The organism is Paracoccus sp. R12_2 (genome assembly GCF_017744015.1).
In the GTDB taxonomy this organism is placed as follows: Bacteria; Pseudomonadota; Alphaproteobacteria; order Rhodobacterales; family Rhodobacteraceae; genus Paracoccus.
The window spans coordinates 51,816-71,254 of the sequence record NZ_JAGHRA010000009.1; the positions used below are offsets into that span (position 1 = coordinate 51,816).

A 19,439-nucleotide genomic window follows, 5' to 3' on the forward strand; every position below is an offset into this window, starting at 1 on the left:
CCGCACAAGCGGCGTGTTGCAGAAGTCTAGCAATAGGCCTGTGGTCCCCGCGACATGGCCTCGCCATAGCGGGCGCCGTGGGCCCAGCCCACCGGCAGGATCGTTTCGATCTCGGCCAGTTGCGCATGGGTCAGGCCGATCGCGGCCCCTTCAGCGTTCTGACGCATATGCGCGATGCTGCGCGATCCGGGCAACGCGATGACATGATCGCCGCGCGACAGGACCCAGGCGATCGCCAAGGCGGCCGGACTGTGGCCGTGATCGCGCGCATAGTCGGCAAACTTCGCCAACCGGGCCAGGTTACGCGGCCAGTTTTCCGGCGCAAAGCGCGGCATCCCCTGACGCAGGTCGCGATCTGCGAAGGCGTTGGGGTCCGGGGGCGTATCGCCGAACACGCCGCGACCGACCGGCGAGAACGCGACAAGCGCCGCGCCAGCCCGCGCACAGCCCTGAAGAATGCCCAGTTCAGGCTGACGCGTCCAAAGCGAATATTCGGACTGGACCGCCGCGACCGGGCCTGCAGACAGCGCACGTTCCAGCGTGCCGGGCGCGATCTCGGACAGGCCGATCGCGCCGATCTTTCCCTCGTCGCGAAACCGCAGCAAGGTCTGCATCACCTCTTCGATGGGGCGGCCGGGTTCGTGCCGGTGCAGATAGTACAGATCGATATGTTCGACACCCAACCGACGCAGCGACCCTTCCAGCGCCTGCCGCATATGATCGGGCGAGTTGTCGAACGGATGTTCGGGGTTGCGGGTGATCCCGCATTTGCTGGCAAGGACCACGCGATCGCGCCGGGTTTGCAGGAAGCGGGACAACAATTCCTCGGCCCGCCCCATCCCATAGACATTCGAGGTGTCAAGGTGATCGACGCCCATCTCCAGACAGGCCTCCATGCAGCGCAGCGCATCGTCGGGCGTGGTCTCGCCATAGGTTCCAACGAAATTCATCGTCCCCAGCGCAACCGCGCCCACCATCGGGCCGCCCTGCCCCAACCGCCGTTTCTGCATCGCCATCCATCCCGTTGGTCCGGCGACATCAAACCGCCCCAAGGCTCGGGGCGCAACCACCCCTTTGCAAGGCCGACAGCCATTTTTGCCGAAATTCACAGCGGGGAATACACCGCCGGCAATGGGCGCGGCGACCCCTTCTGACCTCAGGTTCGGCTTTCCTGCCGGTTCAGTCGTCGGACTGCGCTTCGGCGCGGGACTTGCCAGCCACATCCAGCGCCAGCGTGGCGGCCATGAACGCGTCCAGCGCGCCATCCAGAACCCCTTGCGTATCGCTGGTTTCCTCGGAGGTACGCAGATCCTTCACCATCTGATAGGGATGCAGCACATAGGACCGGATCTGGTTGCCCCAACCGGCGTCGCCCTTGGCGGCGTGCTGGGCGTTGATTTCGGCGTTGCGGCGGTCCAGCTCCATCTGGTACAGCCGCGATTTCAGCGCGGCCATCGCGTTCGCCCGGTTCTGGTGCTGCGATTTTTCCGAGCTGGTCACGACGATGCCGGTCGGGATATGGGTGATCCGCACGGCCGAGTCGGTGGTGTTGACGTGCTGACCGCCCGCGCCCGAGGACCGATAGGTGTCGATCCGGATCTCGTTGTCGGGCACCGTGATCTCGATATTCTCGTCCACGACCGGATAGACCCACACGGAACTGAACGAGGTGTGCCGCCGTGCCGCGCTGTCATAGGGGCTGATCCGCACCAGCCGGTGCACGCCGCTTTCCGATTTCAGCCAGCCATAGGCGTTATGCCCGCTGATCTTGTAGGCGGCGCTGCGGATGCCGGCCTCGTCACCCGCCGATTCCGAGATCAGTTCGACATCATAGCCCTTCTTCTCGGCCCACCGCACGTACATGCGTGCCAGCATCGCCGCCCAGTCGCAGCTTTCGGTGCCGCCGGCCCCGGCGTTGATTTCCAGGAAGGTATCGTTGCCGTCCGCCTCGCCGTTCAGCAGCGCCTCAAGCTCTTTCTGGCGCGCCATTTCGGCCAGCGATTTCAGGTTCGCTTCGGCCTCGGCGACCAGATCGGCGTCGCCCTCGGCCTCGGCCAGTTCGACCATCTCGGCATTGGCGTCCAGATCGGCCTGGATCCGGCGATGGGTCTCGATGGCATCCGACAGCGCCTGCCTGTCGCGCATCAGCTTCTGCGCCCGCGCCGGATCAGACCACAGATCGCCGTCCTCGATCATCGCGTTCATCTCTTCCAGGCGATGCGGCGCGGTCTGCCAATCCATACGCTGCCCCAGCAGGGTCAGCGACTTGCGGATGGACTCGATCGTGGACTGCGTCTCGGCGCGCATGGGTCTTTTCCTCGCGAAATTCAGGGCTGACTGATAACTTGCACGGGTCGCACGAACAAGAGAGGTCGGCACGACACCGCCGCGGCCGCCCGTGACGCGCCCGGATGCGGCAGGGGCGCGAAACCCGCGCCTGCATGGCGGCGTTGGGTTCGTGACCCTGAATCCGGACCGGCCACATGCCCAGCATAGAACCCATTTTCTCGGACATCTTCGCGCCGCTGCAATCCATGACCATGCTGTCGGCAATGGCCCGTCTGGGACTGGCTCTGCTTCTAGGCGCGCTGATCGGCTGGGAACGCGAGGTGAAATCGCGGGCCGCAGGACTGCGCACCCACATGCTTATCACGCTGGCGGCGGCGATGTTCACGATCGTCGCGATGGAGCTGACGCATTTCCCGGCCGAACGTGCAGACACGCTGCGCATAGATCCGTTGCGCCTGATCGAGGCGGTCACGGCAGGCGTGGCGTTTCTGGCGGCAGGCTCGATCATCACCAGTGGCGGCAATGTGCGGGGCGTGACGACCGGCGCATCGATGTGGCTGTGCGGCGCCATCGGACTGGCCTGCGGCACCGGCAGCGGATTGCTGGCAACAATGGGAACAGGCCTGGCACTGGTGATCCTGTGGGTGATCCGACAGACCCTGAAGCCGATGGCGCATCACGACCGGGACTAAGACTTTGGGCATTTCTCAGCCGGTTCTTCGACATGCACGCGCAACGAAACGCGATTCGCGCTAGGCTGGGGATGTCCAACCAGACACAGGAGGCCATCATGAAACTTGCCATCCCGACCCTTACCGCCGCCTGCCTTGCCGTGGCGGCCTGCGCGCCCCTCGACCAACCGACGATGCCGGGTGGCGGTGCGGCGAGTGGCTGGCCGACCGCACCGACGCTTGGCCCCGATCAATATGCCGTGCGCGATCTGTCGGCGCTGGACCTGACGGGCGCCGAGATGCTGCCCGAGGCCGCAGCAGCAATCCAGCAGCAACTGGGCAGCAGCGAGCCAGTCGAGGGAAATTATGCCGAGACCCTGAACGCCTATGATCGCGGCGACGGGCACGGCGCCGTCGTGCTGACCATGTCGGGGTTGCCCGACGATTCAGTGAAGGCCGAACAGCATGTGATCGAGTTCACGCTGCGGCCCGATCCGCAGGTCGAGGGCCGGGTGCTGGCCGTGGCCGACGGCTATGGCACGCGCCAGCAATGCTATCGCGCCGCCGACCCCGAGGCATGGACCAACCAGCCCTGCCCCTGATCGGCACGGATCACCTCATGGACATGCCCCGCACCGGCGGGGCATGTCGCTGAAGGCATGTTCGCCGCAAGCGAGACGCGCAAGCGACCTGATCGCGCGCTTCCGCTGGCGGTCAGTACAGCCCACCCGACGACATCGTGCCGAAATCCGTCCGCTTCGGAATGACCTTGCGCTGCCCGGTCGATGTGGTGATCGAAGTTGCCGCGCCGGACGCCGCCCCCGCCTCCCACGGCAGCACGACCTCGGCATCGCCGAAGCCCGACACGACATAGGGCGACAGCCAGTCCGGGTCGGTGCCGTCGCGGAAATATTCGGCGATCACGTTCGCACCGGTCGCGTCGTCGTCAAGCCGCTGACCGGTGATCCGGTCGATCTTGACCCAGTGCCCGCCGGGCGGAACCTTGAATTCGGTCCCGCCATATTCGGCCACGGCCTTGCGCATGAATTCGTTGAAGACAGGCACGCACAGCGTGCCGCCATAGGCATTCGATCCCAGCGTGCGCGGCTGGTCATAGCCCAGATAGCACCCGGCCACGATGTTCGACGAAAACCCGATGAACCAGACATCCTTGGCGTCGTTGGTCGTGCCGGTCTTGCCCGCGATCGGCACCGGCAGGTTCACCCCCTTGCCCGAGCCGCGCTTGACCACGCCCTCCATCATCGAGGTCAGCTGATAGGCGGTCACCGCATCCATGACGCGTTCGCGGTTGCTGTCGATCACCGGCGCCTGACCTGCGGGCAGTGCCTGCATCCCGCATGTCTCGCACACCCGCTTGTCGTGGCGGTAGATGGTCCGCCCGCGCCGGTCCTGCACCCTGTCGACCAGCGTCGGTTCGACCCGCTCGCCACCATTGGCGAACATCGCGTAGGCGGCTACCATCTTGAACAAGGTCGTCTCCTGCGCCCCCAGCGCGTTGGCCAGAAACGGCTTCAGCGCGTCGTAGGCGCCGAATTTCTCGGCATACTGGGCGACGGTCTCCATGCCGATGTCCTGCGCGATGCGGATCGTCATCAGGTTCCGCGACTGTTCGATCCCGGTGCGCAGCGGCGTGGGGCCATAGTGGCGCCCGCCGGCATTCTTGGGTTCCCACAATCCATAGGGCGTGTTCAGCCGGATCGGTTCGTCCACGACGATGGTCGCGGGGGTATAATTGTTGTCCAGCGCCGCGGCATAGACAAATGGCTTGAAGCTGGAACCGGGTTGCCGCAGCGCCTGCGTGGCCCGGTTGAAGACCGAGGACTGATAGGAAAACCCGCCCTGCATCGCCATCACGCGGCCCGTGTTGACGTCCATCGCCATGAAACCGCCCTGCACCTGCGGAACCTGCCGCAGCGTCCAGCGGATGAAGCTGCCATCGGCGTCGCTGGTCATGGCGCGGACCAGCACGACATCGCCTACCGATACCAGATCGCCCGCGACCCGCGCCCGCGCGGCCAGCCGACCGGTCTCGCGATCCAGCTTGCGCGCCCACTGCACGTCGCTGGCCGGGATCCAGTGGCCGTCGCCGTCCTCTTCGATACCTTCGATGCCGATCCGCGCATCCTGATCGCCGACCTCAAGCACCACCGCCGGATACCAGCCCGGAATGTCGCGCGGCACGCGGGTTTCATACAACGCGCCGCGCCAGCCTGCCTCGCTGCCCAGGCTTTCGGCCGGGATCGTCTCGCCGGTGCCGCGCCAGACACCGGTGCCGCGATCGTAATTTTCCAACGCTTCGCGCAGGGCATTGGCGGCCGCATCCTGCAGGTCAGGCTCGACAGTGGCGCGGATCGTCAGGCCGCCACCGAAGAATTCGTCGCGGCCGAACTCTCGGCTCAGCTGGCGGCGGATCTCGTCGGTGAAATAGTCGCGCGGCGGCATCTGGCTGGACGGCGACGGATAGTCGCCGTTCTGAACCGATTTCAACGGCAGTTTCGCCTCGGCCTCGTAGGTCGCCTGATCGATATATCCGTTCTGCCACATTTCCCGCAGCACATAGTTGCGCCGTTCGGTCACGCGATCCTTGGCCCGCACCGGGTGATAGCGCCCCGGCGCCTGCGGCATGGCGGCCAGCATCGCGGCCTCGTGGGGGGCAAGCTCGGCCAGGGACTTGTTGAAATAGGTCTGCGCCGCAGCGGCGACGCCGAAGCTGTTCTGACCCAGGAAAATCTCGTTCAGATACAATTCCAGGATCTGGTCCTTGGTCAGCGACCGTTCCAGTCGCGAGGCCAGGATCAGTTCCTTGACCTTCCGCTCGACACTGCGGTCCGAGGACAGCAGAAAGTTCTTCATCACCTGCTGCGTGATGGTCGAGGCGCCGCGCACCGTGCTGCCGCCCGAGGCCGCCGCCTCGTAGGCCGCGCCCAGGATACCGCGCAGGTCGTAGCCGGGATGGATATAGAAATTCTTGTCCTCGGCGCTGATGAAGGCCTGCTTGACCAGATCGGGCACCTCTTCGATCGGCACGAACAGCCGGCGTTCCTCGGCGAATTCGTCGATCAGGCGGCCCTCGCCCGAATAGATCCGGCTGATCGTCTTGGGCGTGTACTGCGCCAGTGCCTCGTGGCTGGGCAGGTCGCGCGAATAGACCCAGAAGATGCCGCCGACGGTCAGCGCGGCAAAGAAGGCGGCGGTCACCGCCCATGAAAAGATCGCACCGAAGAATGACAGGATGCCGCGCAGCACGTGAGAACGCCTTTCGATCAACTCTCCCGTCTATAGCCTTGGGCCATGAACGGGTCAAAACAACACTGGGCGATCACGCGACCGTGCGCCCGTCTTTCAGTGCCTCAGCATCGAGGCGCGCGCCGCATCGTCGCGCGCCCATCCCGTGATCGCATCCGCGACCACCTCGACCATGCGCGCCCGCCACAACGGATTGGTCAGATTGGCCCGGTCCGCATCGTCCGAGATGAACCCCAGTTCCAGCAGCGCCGAGGGCATGTCAGGCGATTTCAGCACCGCGAAGGCCGCGCCCTGCACCGGCCTGCCATGCATGCCGATCCCCATCAGCGCCATGCGCGAGGTCAGCCAGCGGGCAAAATTCTCGGATCGCGGCTGCGTGTCAGTGCGGGCGAAGTCCATCAGCGCACCGGCCAGCGCATCGTCCTGACCGGCCAGATCGACCCCGGCCAGCAGATCGTCGCGCCCATGCCGCATCGCAAGCTGCCGCGCCGCGCGATTGTCCGAGGCCGGGTTCCACAGATAGACCGTCGCACCCGCCGCCTGCCCCTTTGGCAGCGCGTCCGCATGCAACGACAGGAACAGGCGGGCGCCCGCCTCTCGGGCCAGCGTCATCCGGTCCTCCAGCGCCACGAAGCTGTCATCCTCGCGTGTCATCGCGACGTTCACCCCGCGCGCTTCAAGCGCCTTGTGCAGATCAAGCGCGAATTCCAGCACCAGGTCCGCCTCGGTCTCGCCACCCGCCTGCGCCCCGGGATCGAAACCGCCATGTCCCGGATCCAGCGCCACGACCAGCCCTTCGGTGATCGGGGCCTCGGGCAGATCGGCAGGCGCGGGCAGATCCCGCAACGCGGTGGCGGCGCTGGGGCGCGGTGCGAACTCGGCCTCGCTGACCGGTTCAAGCGCCACGGTGATCTGGGGCTGGGGCGCGCCGGTGCGCAGTCCGGCACTGGTGACGCGATAGGGGCCGGGCAGTTCCACCACCATCCGCGACCAGCCGCGCCGATAATGCCCCCAACGGATCGCCGGCACCAGATCGGCACCGAACAGATCCTGGGCCTTGGCATTCGCGAAATCCACGTCTTTCAGATCGACGATCAGCCGGATCGGATCGCCGACCAGAAAGACCCGATAGGGCACGGCCCGCGTCAGGGTCAGGCGCAACTGCATGTCCGGCGGGCCGCGCAACCAGCCGCCACCCGAAGATGTCAGCGCGGACGCCCCCGGCACCAGCCGCGCCGGTTCCTGCGCGACGGCAGGCGGCGGCGCCAGCATCAGCGCCAGCAATGCAATGATCAGTGCCAGCCCCCTCATCTTCGCGACATGAACTCCTGCAGGCGCGCCAGCCCCTCGACGATGTCCTCGGTCGCGCGGGCATAGCTGAAGCGCAGGGTTCGGGCGCCCCGATCAGGGTCGAAATCCAGCCCCGGCGTGACCGCGACGCCAGCCCTTGCAAGGATTTCCTCACAGAACTCCAAAGAATTGTCTGTCAGATCAGAGACATCGGCATAGATGTAGAAGGCCCCTTCGGGCGGTGCGATCCTGGCAAACCCGGCCTTCGGCAGCCCTTCCAGCATCAGTTCGCGGTTCCGGGCATAGACGGACAGATTGGCCTCGGCCTCGTCGATGCACTCCAGCGCGGCCAGCGCCGCGACCTGGCTGGCATGGGGCGGGCAGATGAACATGTTCTGCGCCAGCCGTTCGACGGTGCGGATCTGCGTCTCGGGGACAACCATCCAGCCGACGCGCCACCCGGTCATGGAAAAGTATTTGCTGAAAGAGTTTATGACGAAAACCTCATCCGTCACCTCAAGCGCGGAATGGCAGTGCTGACCGTAGGACAGGCCGTGATAGATCTCGTCCGAGATCACCGCCACGCCCTTGTCCGCGGCCGCCCGTGTCAGCGCAGCCAGTTCCTGCTTGCGCAGCAGCGTCCCCGAGGGATTTCCCGGCGACGCGAGGATCAGACCCTGCGCGTCGGGCAGATCCTGGGGCCGCGGCTGGTATCGATCCTCGGCCCGCGTCGGGATGCCGACCGGCTGCAACGACATGGCGCGCAGGATCTGGCGATAGCTGGGATAACCCGGATAGCCCATCGCGACGCGGTCGCCGGCATCGAACAGCGCCGAGAACGCCAGGATAAATGCACCGCTGCTGCCCGGCGTCACGACGATCCGCGCAGGGTCCAGATCGATCCCGTACCAGCGACGATAAAGCCCCGCGATGCCCTGCCGCAGCCTGGGCAGCCCCAGCGCGACGGTGTAACCCAAGGGCTGCGCCAGCGCGCGGGCCAGCGCATCCCGCGCACCCTGCGGTGCGGGCGTGCCCGGCTGGCCGACCTCCATGTGGATGATGTGACGCCCCTCGGCCTCGGCGCGCGCCGCCGCATCCATGACATCCATGACGATGAACGGATCGACCTGTCCGCGAACGGATTCCCGCATTGCCCTTGCCCCGATCTTGTTTTGCCCCGTCTTATCCTGCACGCGGCACGGACTCTAGCCTTTTGCGGCTTTCACGCAGCCGTGTTGCCGGGTTTCTTGCCAAGCCGGCGACGTCAGGCCAAGCTGCGCGCAACCTGTTCAAGAGGATTTAGATGAAACGCCTGATCGCCGCGCTGCTTCTGACCGCCACGCCGACCTTCGCCTTCGACATTTCGGCCATGTCGGATCAGGAAAAATCCGCCTTCGGGGACGCGGTGCGCGAATATCTGATGGCCAATCCCGAGGTGCTGATCGAATCGATCAACGAGTTGGAAACAAGGCGCGCGGCGGATGCCGCGGAAAACGACAAGGAACTGGTCGCCGCCAATCAGCAGGATCTGTTCGAGGACGGCCACAGCTGGATCGGTGGCAATCCGGATGGCGACCTGACCATCGTCGAGTTCATTGATTATCGCTGCGGCGTCTGCCGCCGCTTCAATCAGGAAGTCCACGACATCGTCGAGGATGATGGAAATATCCGCCTGATCCTGAAGGAATTTCCGATTCTTGGACAGGACAGCGAGGCGTCGTCCCGCTTTGCGGTCGCGGTCAAGCAGATCGCCGGGGACGAGGCTTACCGCAAGGCCCATGACGCACTGATCGAACTGCGCAGCCCGGCCACGATCGAGGCGCTGAAGAAGGTCGCCGAGGACATCGGCGTCGATCCCGACGAGGTCGTCAACACCATGAACACCGAGCCGGTCACCGCCGTCCTGCGCGAAAACCACCAGCTGGCCGAGCGCATGGCGATCCAGGGCACACCGACCTTCGTCATCGGATCGGAACTGCTGCGCGGCGTGCCCGCCGCGGGGCTGACCGAGACCGTTTCCCAGATTCGCGACGCGGGCGGGTCCAGCGAAGGCTGACCCCGCCGCATGGATCGGATCTAGCTGGCAGTTTCAGTCAGGTCCGGATCGGCCCGCATCATCTGACGCCCCAGGATATGATCGGCGGCCTTTTCGCCGGTCATGATCGAGGGGCCGTTCAGATTGCCGTTTGTGATGCGCGGAAAGATCGAACTGTCGGCCACGCGCAGCCCCTGCACGCCGATCACCCGCAACTGCGGATCGACCACCGCCATGTCATCCCCTGCGGCACCGACACGGGCGGTGCCGCACGGGTGATAGGCGGATTCGGCATGTTCGCGGATGAACGCGTCGATCTGGTCATCGCTTTGCACCGTCGCGCCGGGCTGGATTTCCTCGCCGCGATATTCGGAAAAGGCGGGCTGATCGAAGATCTGTCGGGTCATCCTGACGCAGGCGCGAAATTCTTTCCAATCATCATCATGCGACATGTAATTGAAGTGAATTCTGGGCGCGCCCGCAGGATCCGCGCTGTCCAGCCTGACGCTGCCGCGCGACTTTGACCGCATCGGCCCCACATGCGCCTGAAACCCATGCCCCTTGGCCGCCGCCTTGCCATCATAGCGGACGGCCAGCGGCAGGAAATGATACTGGATGTCGGGATAGTCGATGTTGTCGCCCGACCGGATGAAGCCGCAGCTTTCGAACTGGTTCGACGCCCCCAGCCCGGTCTTTTGCAGGATCCATTCGACACCGACCCGGCTTTTTCCCAGAAGATTGTAATAGGTGTACAGGCTGACCGGCTTCAGCGACTTGTACTGCATGTAGATTTCCAGGTGATCCTGAAGATTGGCGCCGACGCCCGGACGGTCGGCGCGGACCCGGATACCGTGTTCGCGCAGATGGTCGGCGGGGCCGATACCGGACAGCATCAGCAGTTTCGGCGTGTTGATCGAACTGGCCGACAGGATCACCTCTTGCCCGGCCATGACCTGTTCGATCCGGCCCTTCCGGTCGATTTCCACACCCACCGCGCGGTTGTCCTGAAACAGGACGCGGCGGGCCAGACCGCGAATCACGGTCAGCTTGCCGGTTTTCCTGGCAGGCCGCAGATAGGCGTTGGCGGCGGACCAGCGCCGTCCCTTCCAGATCGTCGCCTCCATCGGGCCAAATCCTTCCTGGTGCTGGCCGTTATAGTCGTCGTTTCTGGGCCAGCCCGCCTGATGACCGGCCTCGATGAAGGCGTTGAACAGGGGGTTCTTGCGCTTGCCGCGTGTGATATGCAGCGGACCGTCGGTGCCGCGCCATGCCGACTGACCGCCATGCCAGCTTTCCATCCGCTTGAAATAGGGCAGCACGTCGGCATAGCCCCAGCCCGTGGCACCCGATTCTTCCCAGAAGTCGAAATCCTTGCGGTTGCCGCGCACGAAGACCATGCCGTTGATCGAGGACGACCCGCCCAGCACCTTGCCACGCGGGGTCGCCAGTTTCCGCCCCCCCAGATGTTCTTCCGGCACGGTCGAGAACCCCCAGTCATAGCGCGGCATGTTCATCGGATAGGACAGCGCGCCGGGCATCTGGATGAAGATGCCGATATCGCTGCCGCCAAACTCGATCAGGGTCACGGTCTTTCCCGCCTCGGTCAGGCGATAGGCCAGCGCGCAGCCGGCGGAACCTGCGCCGACGATAACGTAATCCGATGGGGCCATGATGCCGCAATCTCCGGTATTGAGTGGTTTCTCAGTAGGGCGCCTCGACGCCGCCCATGCCGACATAGACAGATTTCACCTGCGAATAATGTTCGATCGCGGCGGCCGAATTCTCGCGCCCGATCCCCGACATCTTGACGCCGCCAAAGGGCATCTCGACCGGCGTCAGGTTATAGGCATTGATCCAGCAGGTGCCGGCCTCAAGCCCCGCGGCGACGCGGTGCGCGCGCGTCAGATCCTGTGTGAACACGCCCGCTGCAAGACCGAAGCCGGTCGCATTTGCACGGCGCACGACCTCTTCCTCGTCATAGAAGGCCAGCGTGGTCATCACCGGGCCGAATATTTCGTCGCGGGTGATGGTCATGTCGTCGGTGGCGTCGACGAAGACCGTGGGCGGGATGAACGCGCCCTCGCCCGGTCCACCGCACAGGATCTGTGCCCCTGCCGCCTGACCGTCCGCGATCATTCCGCGGATCTTGCCGGCCTGCGCGGCACTGACGATCGGGCCGTGCTGGGTGTCGGGGTCCAGCGGGTCGCCGATCTTCACATGCCGCAGCCGTTCGGCCAGCCGATCCAGGAATGGCTCTCGGATACCTTCCTGCAGGAACACGCGGGTGCCGTTGGAACAGATCTGCCCCGAGGAATAGAAATTCGCCAGAACCGCCGCGCTGACCGCATGTTCAAGATTGGCGTCGTCGAAGACGATCAGCGGCGACTTGCCGCCCAGTTCCATCGTGACATGCCGCATGCCTTCGGCGGCGGCGGCATAGACACGGCGGCCGGTCGGCACCGATCCGGTCAGCGACACCTTGGCGATGTTGGGATCCGTGGTCAGGGCGGCGCCGACCTGACCACGCCCCTGGATCACGTTGAAGACGCCCGCGGGCAAACCGGCCTCAAGCAGGATCTCGGCCAGCTTCAATGCGCCAAGCGGGGTTTCCTCGGACGGCTTGAAGACCATCGCATTTCCCATCACCAGCGCGGGCGCCGCCTTCCAGCAGGCGATCTGGCTGGGATAGTTCCATGCCCCGATCCCCGCGCAAACACCCAGTGGCTCGCGCCGCGTATAGGCCCAGTCCTGTCCCAGCGGGATCATCTGGCCGGTCAGCGTGGCGGCCAGCCCGCCGAAATATTCCAGCGCCTGCGCGCCCGATTCCCAGTCGGCGACCAGCGTTTCCTGAATCGGCTTGCCGGTATCCAGCGTTTCAAGCCGCGACAGTTCCGCATTGCGTTCGCGAATGATGGCAGCGGCGCGCAGCAGGACGCGACCGCGTTCCACCGGGGCCAGCGCACCCCATGCCGGCTGCGCTTCGGCCGCGATCCGGCAGGCGGTCGACACCTGATCGGCGCTGGCCTCGCGCAGCGACGCGATCTCCTCGCCCGAATAGGGATACAGAACCGGCAGTGCCGCCCCCTCACCCTCGATGAAGCGACCGCCGACGAACAGGCTGGCGGCAGGTTGTGCGTTCAGGCTCATGCTAGGGCCTCCTCGATATAATCCATCATGGTTTTCATGGCCGCTTCGGCGTCGGTCGGTCCGGGCCGCAGAACGGCGCGCAGATAGACGCCGTCGATCAACGCCCCGATCGTGCGCGCGGTGCGCCGGGGGTGATCCGTCAACGGACGCAGCGCCACGATCAGATTCGATTCGAGGCGTCGGTGATAGACGCGCAGCAGCCGGGCCGCCTCGGGTTCGGTCAGCGCCAGGACATAGAAATTCAACCATGCGCTGACGGTTTCGCGGCGAAAATTCTGCGGCGCGAAGCTGGCTTCGACAATCGCCTCGAGCCGCCGGTTGCGGCCCCGGCTTTGCAGCGCCGTCAGCACCGAATTGCCATAAACACGCAGGATATAGCGCATCGCCTGAAGGAACATCTGATCCTTGGATCCGAAATAGTGATGGGCCAGGGCGGGCGACATGCCGGCGCGACGCGCGATCTGCGCCACGGTCACGTCCAGCGACCCGGCCTGCCCCACCTCGTGGATGACCGCGTTGATCAGCGCGGCTTTTCGGATAGGCTCGGCCCCAAGTTTCGGCATCATGCACCTGCAGTCGGAGTTTTCGGTTGCTTTTTGACTGTAACCGATCTTTAATTGACTGGTCAATCAACAATAGGGAGCCAATCATGACCTTTCCCCGCATCGCCGCCGCGCTGGTCCTGGGCACCGCGCTGACCGGCCCTGCCCTGGCCGCCGAACCCGAGCAATGCCAGGACGTCACCTTCTCGGATGTCGGCTGGTCCGACATCACCGCCACCACCGCGCTGGCCTCGACCGTTCTGCAGGCGCTGGGATACGAGACCGAGACCAAGATCCTGTCGGTGCCGGTCACCTATACCGCCCTGTCGACCGACGATGTGGACGTGTTCCTTGGCAACTGGATGCCGACCATGCAGGCCGATATCGCACCCTACACCGAGGCGGGCACGGTTGATACGGTTCGCACCAACCTGACCGGTGCGAAATACACATTGGCCACCAACAAGGCCGGGGCCGATCTGGGCATCGACGATTTCGGCAAGATCGCCGAGCACAAGGATGCGCTGGACGGCCAGATCTACGGCATCGAGCCGGGCAATGACGGCAATCGCCTGTTGCTGGAAATGGTGGCCGAGGACAAGTTCGGGCTGGGCACCTTCGAGATCGTCGAATCCAGCGAACAGGGGATGCTGGCCCAGGTCAGCCGCGCATCGAATTCGGACAGCCCGATCGTCTTCCTGGGCTGGGAACCGCACCCGATGAACGCGCAGTTCGAAATGACCTATCTGACCGGCGGCGATGACATCTTCGGGCCGGATCTGGGCGGCGCCGAAGTGCGCACCAACACTCGCGCCGGCTATGTCGGGGAATGCCCGAACGTGGGCAAGTTCCTGCAGAACCTGGAGTTCTCCCTGGCGATGGAAAACGAGGTGATGGGCAAGATCCTGAATGACGGGCAGGATCCGATGGCCGCCGCGAAGGAATGGCTGGCCGCCAATCCTGACGCCGCGACCGGCTGGCTTGACGGCGTGACGACCTTCGACGGCAACGACGCGCAAGCCGCGCTGTCCGAGGCGCTGAACGGCTGACCTCGCGCCCCGCCGATCCGGCGGGGCGATTTTCTCCGCAACTGCCACGTCGCGCCGCCGCGCAGCGGAACCGGACGCGACTTCGCGACAAGGGAATGCGCATGGAGCAGCTGACTTCGCTGGTAACCGACAACAAGATTCCGGTGGGCAGAACCGCCAAGGCCATCTTCGACTGGCTGAACGCGAATGCCGCGTGGCTTTTCAATGCCATCTCGACCGCGATGGACTGGCTGATCGGCCGGATCCTGGCCGGGCTGGAATTTCCCCACCCCTTCCTGTTCATCGCAATCGCTGTGGCCCTGACATGGGCCTTGCAGCGCAACTGGCGGCCCTGTCTGCTGGTGGCGCTGGGTTTGCTGTTCATTCTCAACCAGGGCTACTGGGATGAAACCCTACAATCGCTGACCCTGGTGCTGGCAGCCTGTATCGTCTGCATGGCGATCGGCGTTCCCATCGGGATCGCGGCGGCGCACCGGCCACGGCTTTACGCGTGGATGCGGCCGGTTCTGGACCTGATGCAGACCCTGCCGACTTTCGTCTATCTGATCCCGGCCATCGTCTTCTTCGGCATCGGAATGGTACCCGGACTTCTGGCGACGGTGATCTTCGTGCTGCCCGCGCCGATCCGTCTGACCCAGCTTGGCATCAGTTCGACACCGGATTCGCTGGTCGAGGCCGCACGCGCCTTCGGCGCCACCAATCGCCAGCTTCTGTGGAAGGTCGAACTGCCAAGCGCCCTGCCCCAGATCATGGCAGGGCTGAACCAGACGATCATGCTGTCGCTGTCGATGGTCGTCATCGCCGCGCTGGTCGGCGCATCGGGGCTGGGCGTGCCGGTGGTGCGCGCGCTGAACAGCGTCAACACCTCGCTGGGGTTCGAATCGGGCTTCGTGATCGTCATCGTCGCGATCATGCTGGACAGGATGCTGCGCATGGAGGGCCGGAAATGAGCGACATCTCACCCAACGCCGTGGAATTCGACAAGGTCTGCATCGTCTTCGGCGACGAGCCCGACAAGGCGCTGCCCCTGATGGACCAGGGGCTGGAACGCGGACCGATCAAGCAGGAAACCGGCCAGGTGCTTGGCGTCCACGATTGCAGCGTGAATGTCCGGCAGGGCGAGATTCTGGTCCTGATGGGATTGTCGGGTTCGGGCAAGTCCACCCTTCTGCGGGCGGTGAACGCGCTGAACGACGTCTGCCGCGGCGAAGTACGCGTCTGGGATGGCCAGAAGATGATCTCTGTCACCGGCGCGGGCCGCAAGGCGCTGCGCGACCTGCGGCTGAGCAAGGTTGCGATGGTGTTCCAGCAGTTCGGCCTTCTGCCGTGGCGGACCGTGCGCGAGAATGTCGGGCTGGGGCTGGAACTGGCCGGAATGTCGGTCAAGGACCGGCACGACAAGGTGGATCGTCAGCTTGCGACCGTGGGCCTTTCCGAATGGGCCGAACGGAAGGTGGGCGAACTGTCGGGGGGTATGCAGCAGCGTGTCGGGCTTGCCCGCGCCTTCGCGACCGAGGCGCCGATCCTGCTGATGGACGAACCCTTCAGCGCGCTGGACCCGCTGATCCGGGCACGGCTGCAGGACGAGTTGCTGGAGCTGCAGGAAAAGACCCAGCGGACGATCATCTTCGTCAGCCACGATCTGGACGAGGCATTCAAGCTGGGTAACCGGATCGCGCTGATGGAGGGCGGCCGGATCGTGCAGATCGGCACAGCGCGCGAAATCATCGCCAACCCGGTCAACGACTATGTCGCCGATTTCGTCGCCCACATGAATCCGCTTGGGGTGCTGACCGCCGAAGACGTGGCCGAGCCCGGCGACGCCGAAGGCGCACCGGTGCCGCGCGACATGGCCGTGCGCGATGTGATGGGGCTTCTGGCGCAATCCGCAGCGCTTCCGGTCGAAGGCGGGGGACGGATCACCCGCGACGGAGTCCTTGCACGGCTGATCGATCCGCGGGGCGAACAGGAAGCAGGCTGAGGCGCTCGCGCCTCAACTGTTCAGCAGGTCACGGTGATAGCGCTGAAGCAGCGCCAGCGCGACGACGAACAGGCCCAACCCCACCGCAAAGACATAGATCGCGGACACATAATCGCCGACATATGATGGAAAGAAGGATCTTCGCATCTGTCCGACGACATGGATCAGCGGGTTGAACCACAGATAGCTGCGATAAGGTTCGGGCACGTCATCGAACACGAAGAAGATGCACGAGGCAAGAAACAGCGGACGTGACAGAATCGACCATACCGCCTGCCAGCTTGGGAAGGCGGTGAACAGAAAGCAGTTCATCGTGCCCACACCGATCGCCAGGACCAGCATCATGACAAAGCTCAGCGCGATGCCCAGGATCTGCGGATCGGTCCGTGTCTCCTGGGTCAGCACGATTCCCGTGAAAACCAGATAGGCCACAAGGATCTGGGTGACACCGTTGACGGCGACCCGCCCGATCAGCGCATCGACGAAGGTCACCGCCGGATAGGCAAGCAGCTGTTTCGAATAGCGGATCGAGGCGGCGAGCTTGTTCGAGATGGAGTTATAGGCCAGGAACGGAACGACACCGGTGGCATAGAAGATCGCGAAGTTCGTTCCGATCGGGGGCGACCGGAAGCCAAGCGAGAAGATCGCCGTCAACAGGATGATCCCGCCCACCGGCTCGGCCACGGCCCAGAAATACCCGGCGGCCGAACGGCCATAGGTCGTTGACATCTCGCGCAGGATCAATGCGCCGATGGAACGCAGACTGGCAAAGCTGCGCTGCTTGTGAATTTCGCGCAGGCGCGGGGTGTCGGGACGATCGTCCCTGCGCCGCGTCGAGGTCGGAAAAGATATCTGCGACATTCGCGCCCGCTTCTGGTCCCTTGTCCGTCACGAACCCGTCAGGGATCGGTGCTGGAACTGTGCCGGGCGTTTATGTATGACACGCGACGACAGATCAACACACAGGCGGGAGATCCGCGCATGTCCGCCCAGACGCCTACTCGCAAGTCCGAAGACCAACATGACGCGGACCGCTCCGATCCCCAGGCCGACCAGCGGCCCGGCTTTCTGGACCGGAAGAATGTTGTCTCCCCGCTTGGCAAAGCCTCCCCCGAACCCGAAAAGTCAAAGACGGTCGGCAACGCCCCTGCCGCCAGTCCAAGGGCCCGCAAGATGCGCGGCGGCAAACGGGCGGCCAAACAAGGTTCGGAGGCGGCGCCGCCTGATGACGGCACGGCGGCGGCCTTGCCGCGCGCGCCGGTCAAGCTGAAGAAGGCGGCTGCGGCGTCAAAGCCGCCAAAGCGCAAGGCCGCGCGCGAGGAACCGGTGCGGCCTCCGGCCCGCAAGGCCCGCCTTGCGCGTCGCCATATCGGCATCGTGCTGACCTTCCTGCTGATGGTGATCGCGCCTGTGGCGGTCAGCGGCTGGTATCTGTACACCCGCGCCGCCGACCAATACGCGTCGTTTCTGGGCTTTTCTGTGCGCAGCGAATCCGGCCCGACCTCGTCCGACCTTCTTGGCGGGCTGACCTCGCTGGTCGGCATGACCAGCAGTTCCAGCAGCGACACCGACATCCTGTACAAGTTCATCCAGAGCCGTGATCTGGTCGAACGGGTGAACGCGCGGCTGGATCTGTCTCGGATCTGGTCCAAGGCGCCGAATGATCCGATCTTCGCGTTCTCGGGCAAGTCGTCGCTGGAAGACCTGCTTGGCGAATGGGAACGGAAAGTCAGCGTCTATTACGATGACGGCATGATCGATCTGCGGGTCAAGGCATTCGCGCCCGAAGATGCCCGTGACATCGCGCAGGCGATCTTCGACGAAAGCACCTTGCTGATCAACCAGCTGAACGACATCGCCCGCGAGGACGCGCTGCGCTATTCGCGCACCGAACTGGCTGAATCGCTGGAGCGCCTGAAAGAGGCGCGGCAAGCCGTAACCGAGTTCCGAAACCGCCACCAGCTTGTCGATCCGACCGCCGATGTTCAGGGTCAGGTCGGCGTCGTCACCTCGCTGCAACAACAGCTTGCCGAACAGCTTGTTTCGCTGGGGATGCTTCAGGCGAATGCCCAGCCAAACGATCCGCGCATCGAACAGACCCAGCTGCGCATCAACGTGATCCGCGACCAGATCCTTGCCGAGCGCCAGAAATTCGGGTCCGAGACCGCAACCGGCGAGGTGCTGTCCGAAGTGGTCGGCCGCTACGAATCCCTGTCGGTCGATCGCGAATTCGCGGAACGGACCTATACCGCTGCGCTGGCCGCCTATGACACGGCACGGGGCGAGGCCGCGCGTCAGTCACGCTATCTGGCGGCCTATATCAAGCCGACCCTCGCCCAGGAGGCGGAATACCCCGAACGCGCCAAGCTGATGCTGATCATCGGTGGCTTCCTGATGGTGACCTGGGTGATCGGCGTGCTGATCTTCTACAGCCTCCGCGACCGGCGATGATCCATCTTGAAAACCTGACCAAGATCTACAAGCTGAATGGCCGCCGGAAGCCGGTGGCCAACAATATCACCGCGACGTTTCCCACCGGCGTTTCGGTCGCCCTGCTGGGTCGTAACGGGGCGGGAAAATCGTCGCTGCTGAGGATGATCTCGGGGTCGATGCTGCCCACGTCGGGACGGATCCTGTCCACCGGCACGATCAGCTGGCCGGTCGGCTTCTCGGGGTCGTTCAATGGCGAACTGACGGGTGAGCAGAACACCCGTTTCGTCGCCCGTGCCTATGGCGTCGACACCGAGGAAATGCGCGACTTCGTCGAGGATTTCGCGGAACTGGGCGATCATTTCTATCTGCCGTTCCGGACCTATTCGTCGGGGATGCGCGCAAGGCTGGCCTTCGGCGTGTCGATGGCGGTGCCGTTCGACACCTATCTGGTCGACGAGGTTTCGGCGGTCGGCGACGCGGCGTTCAAGGCCAAGTCGAACCGCCTGTTCAACGCACGCATGGCCAATGCCGGCGCCCTTGTGGTGTCGCACTCGATGCGGATGCTGCGGCAGACCTGCGATGCAGGCGCCGTGCTGGAAGACGGCAAACTCAGCTATTTCCACGACATCGAGGACGCGATCGAGGTGCACTTGGCGAACATGGCGCGCACGGCGACCGGCTGATCGGCAAGGATTGCGACAGCTTCGTGTCAGTGATGTTGCACGGCTGGCGTCC

Annotated in this window: 17 protein-coding genes; 8 read left to right on the top strand and 9 right to left on the bottom strand. The window is 64.5% G+C overall.

Annotated features, from left to right (window positions below; genetic code table 11):
* Window positions 1-26 precede the first annotated feature (26 nt).
* Window positions 27-1,016 carry an aldo/keto reductase gene (locus J7359_RS12035; protein ID WP_247740359.1) on the bottom strand — a complete coding sequence of 330 codons (990 nt, stop codon included), beginning with the start codon at window positions 1,014-1,016 and terminating at the stop codon, window positions 27-29.
* 163 nt (window positions 1,017-1,179) lie between these two features.
* Window positions 1,180-2,307 (bottom strand): peptide chain release factor 2, encoded by a 1,128-nt coding sequence (prfB, locus tag J7359_RS12040; protein ID WP_209056919.1) that lies wholly within the window; start codon window positions 2,305-2,307, stop codon window positions 1,180-1,182.
* A gap of 176 nt (window positions 2,308-2,483) precedes the next feature.
* Here prfB and J7359_RS12045 point away from each other — a divergent pair, with 176 nt between their 5' ends.
* Window positions 2,484-2,981, top strand: a complete 498-nt coding sequence (locus tag J7359_RS12045) for an MgtC/SapB family protein (protein WP_247740360.1) — start codon at window positions 2,484-2,486, stop codon at window positions 2,979-2,981.
* Window positions 2,982-3,079: 98 nt separating this feature from the next.
* Window positions 3,080-3,562, top strand: a complete 483-nt coding sequence (locus J7359_RS12050; protein WP_209056920.1) for a hypothetical protein — start codon at window positions 3,080-3,082, stop codon at window positions 3,560-3,562.
* Between the two features lie 112 nt (window positions 3,563-3,674).
* On the opposite strand, the gene J7359_RS12055 is transcribed toward J7359_RS12050, so the two are convergent.
* The 3 genes from J7359_RS12055 to J7359_RS12065 form a co-directional block, all read right to left on the bottom strand.
* The gene (locus J7359_RS12055) at window positions 3,675-6,227 is read right to left on the bottom strand and encodes a PBP1A family penicillin-binding protein (protein WP_209056922.1); all 2,553 of its coding nucleotides are present in this window, start codon (window positions 6,225-6,227) and stop codon (window positions 3,675-3,677) included.
* Between the two features lie 96 nt (window positions 6,228-6,323).
* Window positions 6,324-7,538, bottom strand: a complete 1,215-nt coding sequence (locus tag J7359_RS12060; RefSeq protein WP_209056924.1) for an N-acetylmuramoyl-L-alanine amidase — start codon at window positions 7,536-7,538, stop codon at window positions 6,324-6,326.
* A complete protein-coding gene (locus J7359_RS12065) occupies window positions 7,535-8,668 on the bottom strand; it encodes an aminotransferase class I/II-fold pyridoxal phosphate-dependent enzyme (protein ID WP_209056926.1) in 1,134 nt (377 codons plus the stop codon). The genes J7359_RS12060 and J7359_RS12065 overlap by 4 nt, the downstream gene beginning before the upstream one ends.
* A 152-nt stretch (window positions 8,669-8,820) precedes the next feature.
* On the opposite strand from J7359_RS12065, the gene J7359_RS12070 reads away from it, so the two are divergent.
* Window positions 8,821-9,573 carry a DsbA family protein gene (locus tag J7359_RS12070; RefSeq protein ID WP_209056928.1) on the top strand — a complete coding sequence of 251 codons (753 nt, stop codon included), beginning with the start codon at window positions 8,821-8,823 and terminating at the stop codon, window positions 9,571-9,573.
* Window positions 9,574-9,593: 20 nt separating this feature from the next.
* On the opposite strand, the gene betA is transcribed toward J7359_RS12070, so the two are convergent.
* The 3 genes from betA to betI are packed head-to-tail and all read right to left on the bottom strand — an operon-like array spanning window position 9,594 to window position 13,262.
* Window positions 9,594-11,222, bottom strand: coding sequence for a choline dehydrogenase (betA, locus tag J7359_RS12075; RefSeq protein WP_209056929.1), 1,629 nt, complete (start codon window positions 11,220-11,222; stop codon window positions 9,594-9,596).
* Between the two features lie 31 nt (window positions 11,223-11,253).
* Window positions 11,254-12,693 carry a betaine-aldehyde dehydrogenase gene (gene betB / locus J7359_RS12080; protein ID WP_209057050.1) on the bottom strand — a complete coding sequence of 480 codons (1,440 nt, stop codon included), beginning with the start codon at window positions 12,691-12,693 and terminating at the stop codon, window positions 11,254-11,256.
* Window positions 12,694-12,695: 2 nt separating this feature from the next.
* A complete protein-coding gene (betI, locus tag J7359_RS12085) occupies window positions 12,696-13,262 on the bottom strand; it encodes a transcriptional regulator BetI (protein WP_209057051.1) in 567 nt (188 codons plus the stop codon).
* A gap of 86 nt (window positions 13,263-13,348) precedes the next feature.
* On the opposite strand from betI, the gene J7359_RS12090 reads away from it, so the two are divergent.
* The 3 genes from J7359_RS12090 to choV all read left to right on the top strand — a co-directional run bounded on the left by J7359_RS12090 (window position 13,349) and on the right by choV (window position 16,271).
* On the top strand, window positions 13,349-14,290 hold the full coding sequence (locus J7359_RS12090; RefSeq protein ID WP_209056932.1) for a choline ABC transporter substrate-binding protein: 942 nt from the start codon (window positions 13,349-13,351) through the stop codon (window positions 14,288-14,290).
* Window positions 14,291-14,391: 101 nt separating this feature from the next.
* A complete protein-coding gene (gene choW, locus J7359_RS12095; RefSeq protein WP_209056934.1) occupies window positions 14,392-15,240 on the top strand; it encodes a choline ABC transporter permease subunit in 849 nt (282 codons plus the stop codon).
* Complete coding sequence (gene choV / locus J7359_RS12100; protein WP_209056936.1) at window positions 15,237-16,271, top strand: choline ABC transporter ATP-binding protein; 1,035 nt, start codon at window positions 15,237-15,239, stop codon at window positions 16,269-16,271. Before choW ends, choV begins: the two co-directional genes overlap by 4 nt.
* A 12-nt stretch (window positions 16,272-16,283) precedes the next feature.
* On the opposite strand, the gene J7359_RS12105 is transcribed toward choV, so the two are convergent.
* Window positions 16,284-17,132 (bottom strand): ABC transporter permease, encoded by an 849-nt coding sequence (locus tag J7359_RS12105; RefSeq protein ID WP_209056938.1) that lies wholly within the window; start codon window positions 17,130-17,132, stop codon window positions 16,284-16,286.
* A 120-nt stretch (window positions 17,133-17,252) separates the two neighbouring features.
* On the opposite strand from J7359_RS12105, the gene J7359_RS12110 reads away from it, so the two are divergent.
* Both J7359_RS12110 and J7359_RS12115 read left to right on the top strand, forming a co-directional pair.
* Complete coding sequence (locus J7359_RS12110) at window positions 17,253-18,722, top strand: hypothetical protein (RefSeq protein ID WP_247740361.1); 1,470 nt, start codon at window positions 17,253-17,255, stop codon at window positions 18,720-18,722.
* Window positions 18,719-19,387, top strand: a complete 669-nt coding sequence (locus J7359_RS12115; protein ID WP_209056940.1) for an ABC transporter ATP-binding protein — start codon at window positions 18,719-18,721, stop codon at window positions 19,385-19,387. Before J7359_RS12110 ends, J7359_RS12115 begins: the two co-directional genes overlap by 4 nt.
* Window positions 19,388-19,439: the final 52 nt, after the last annotated feature.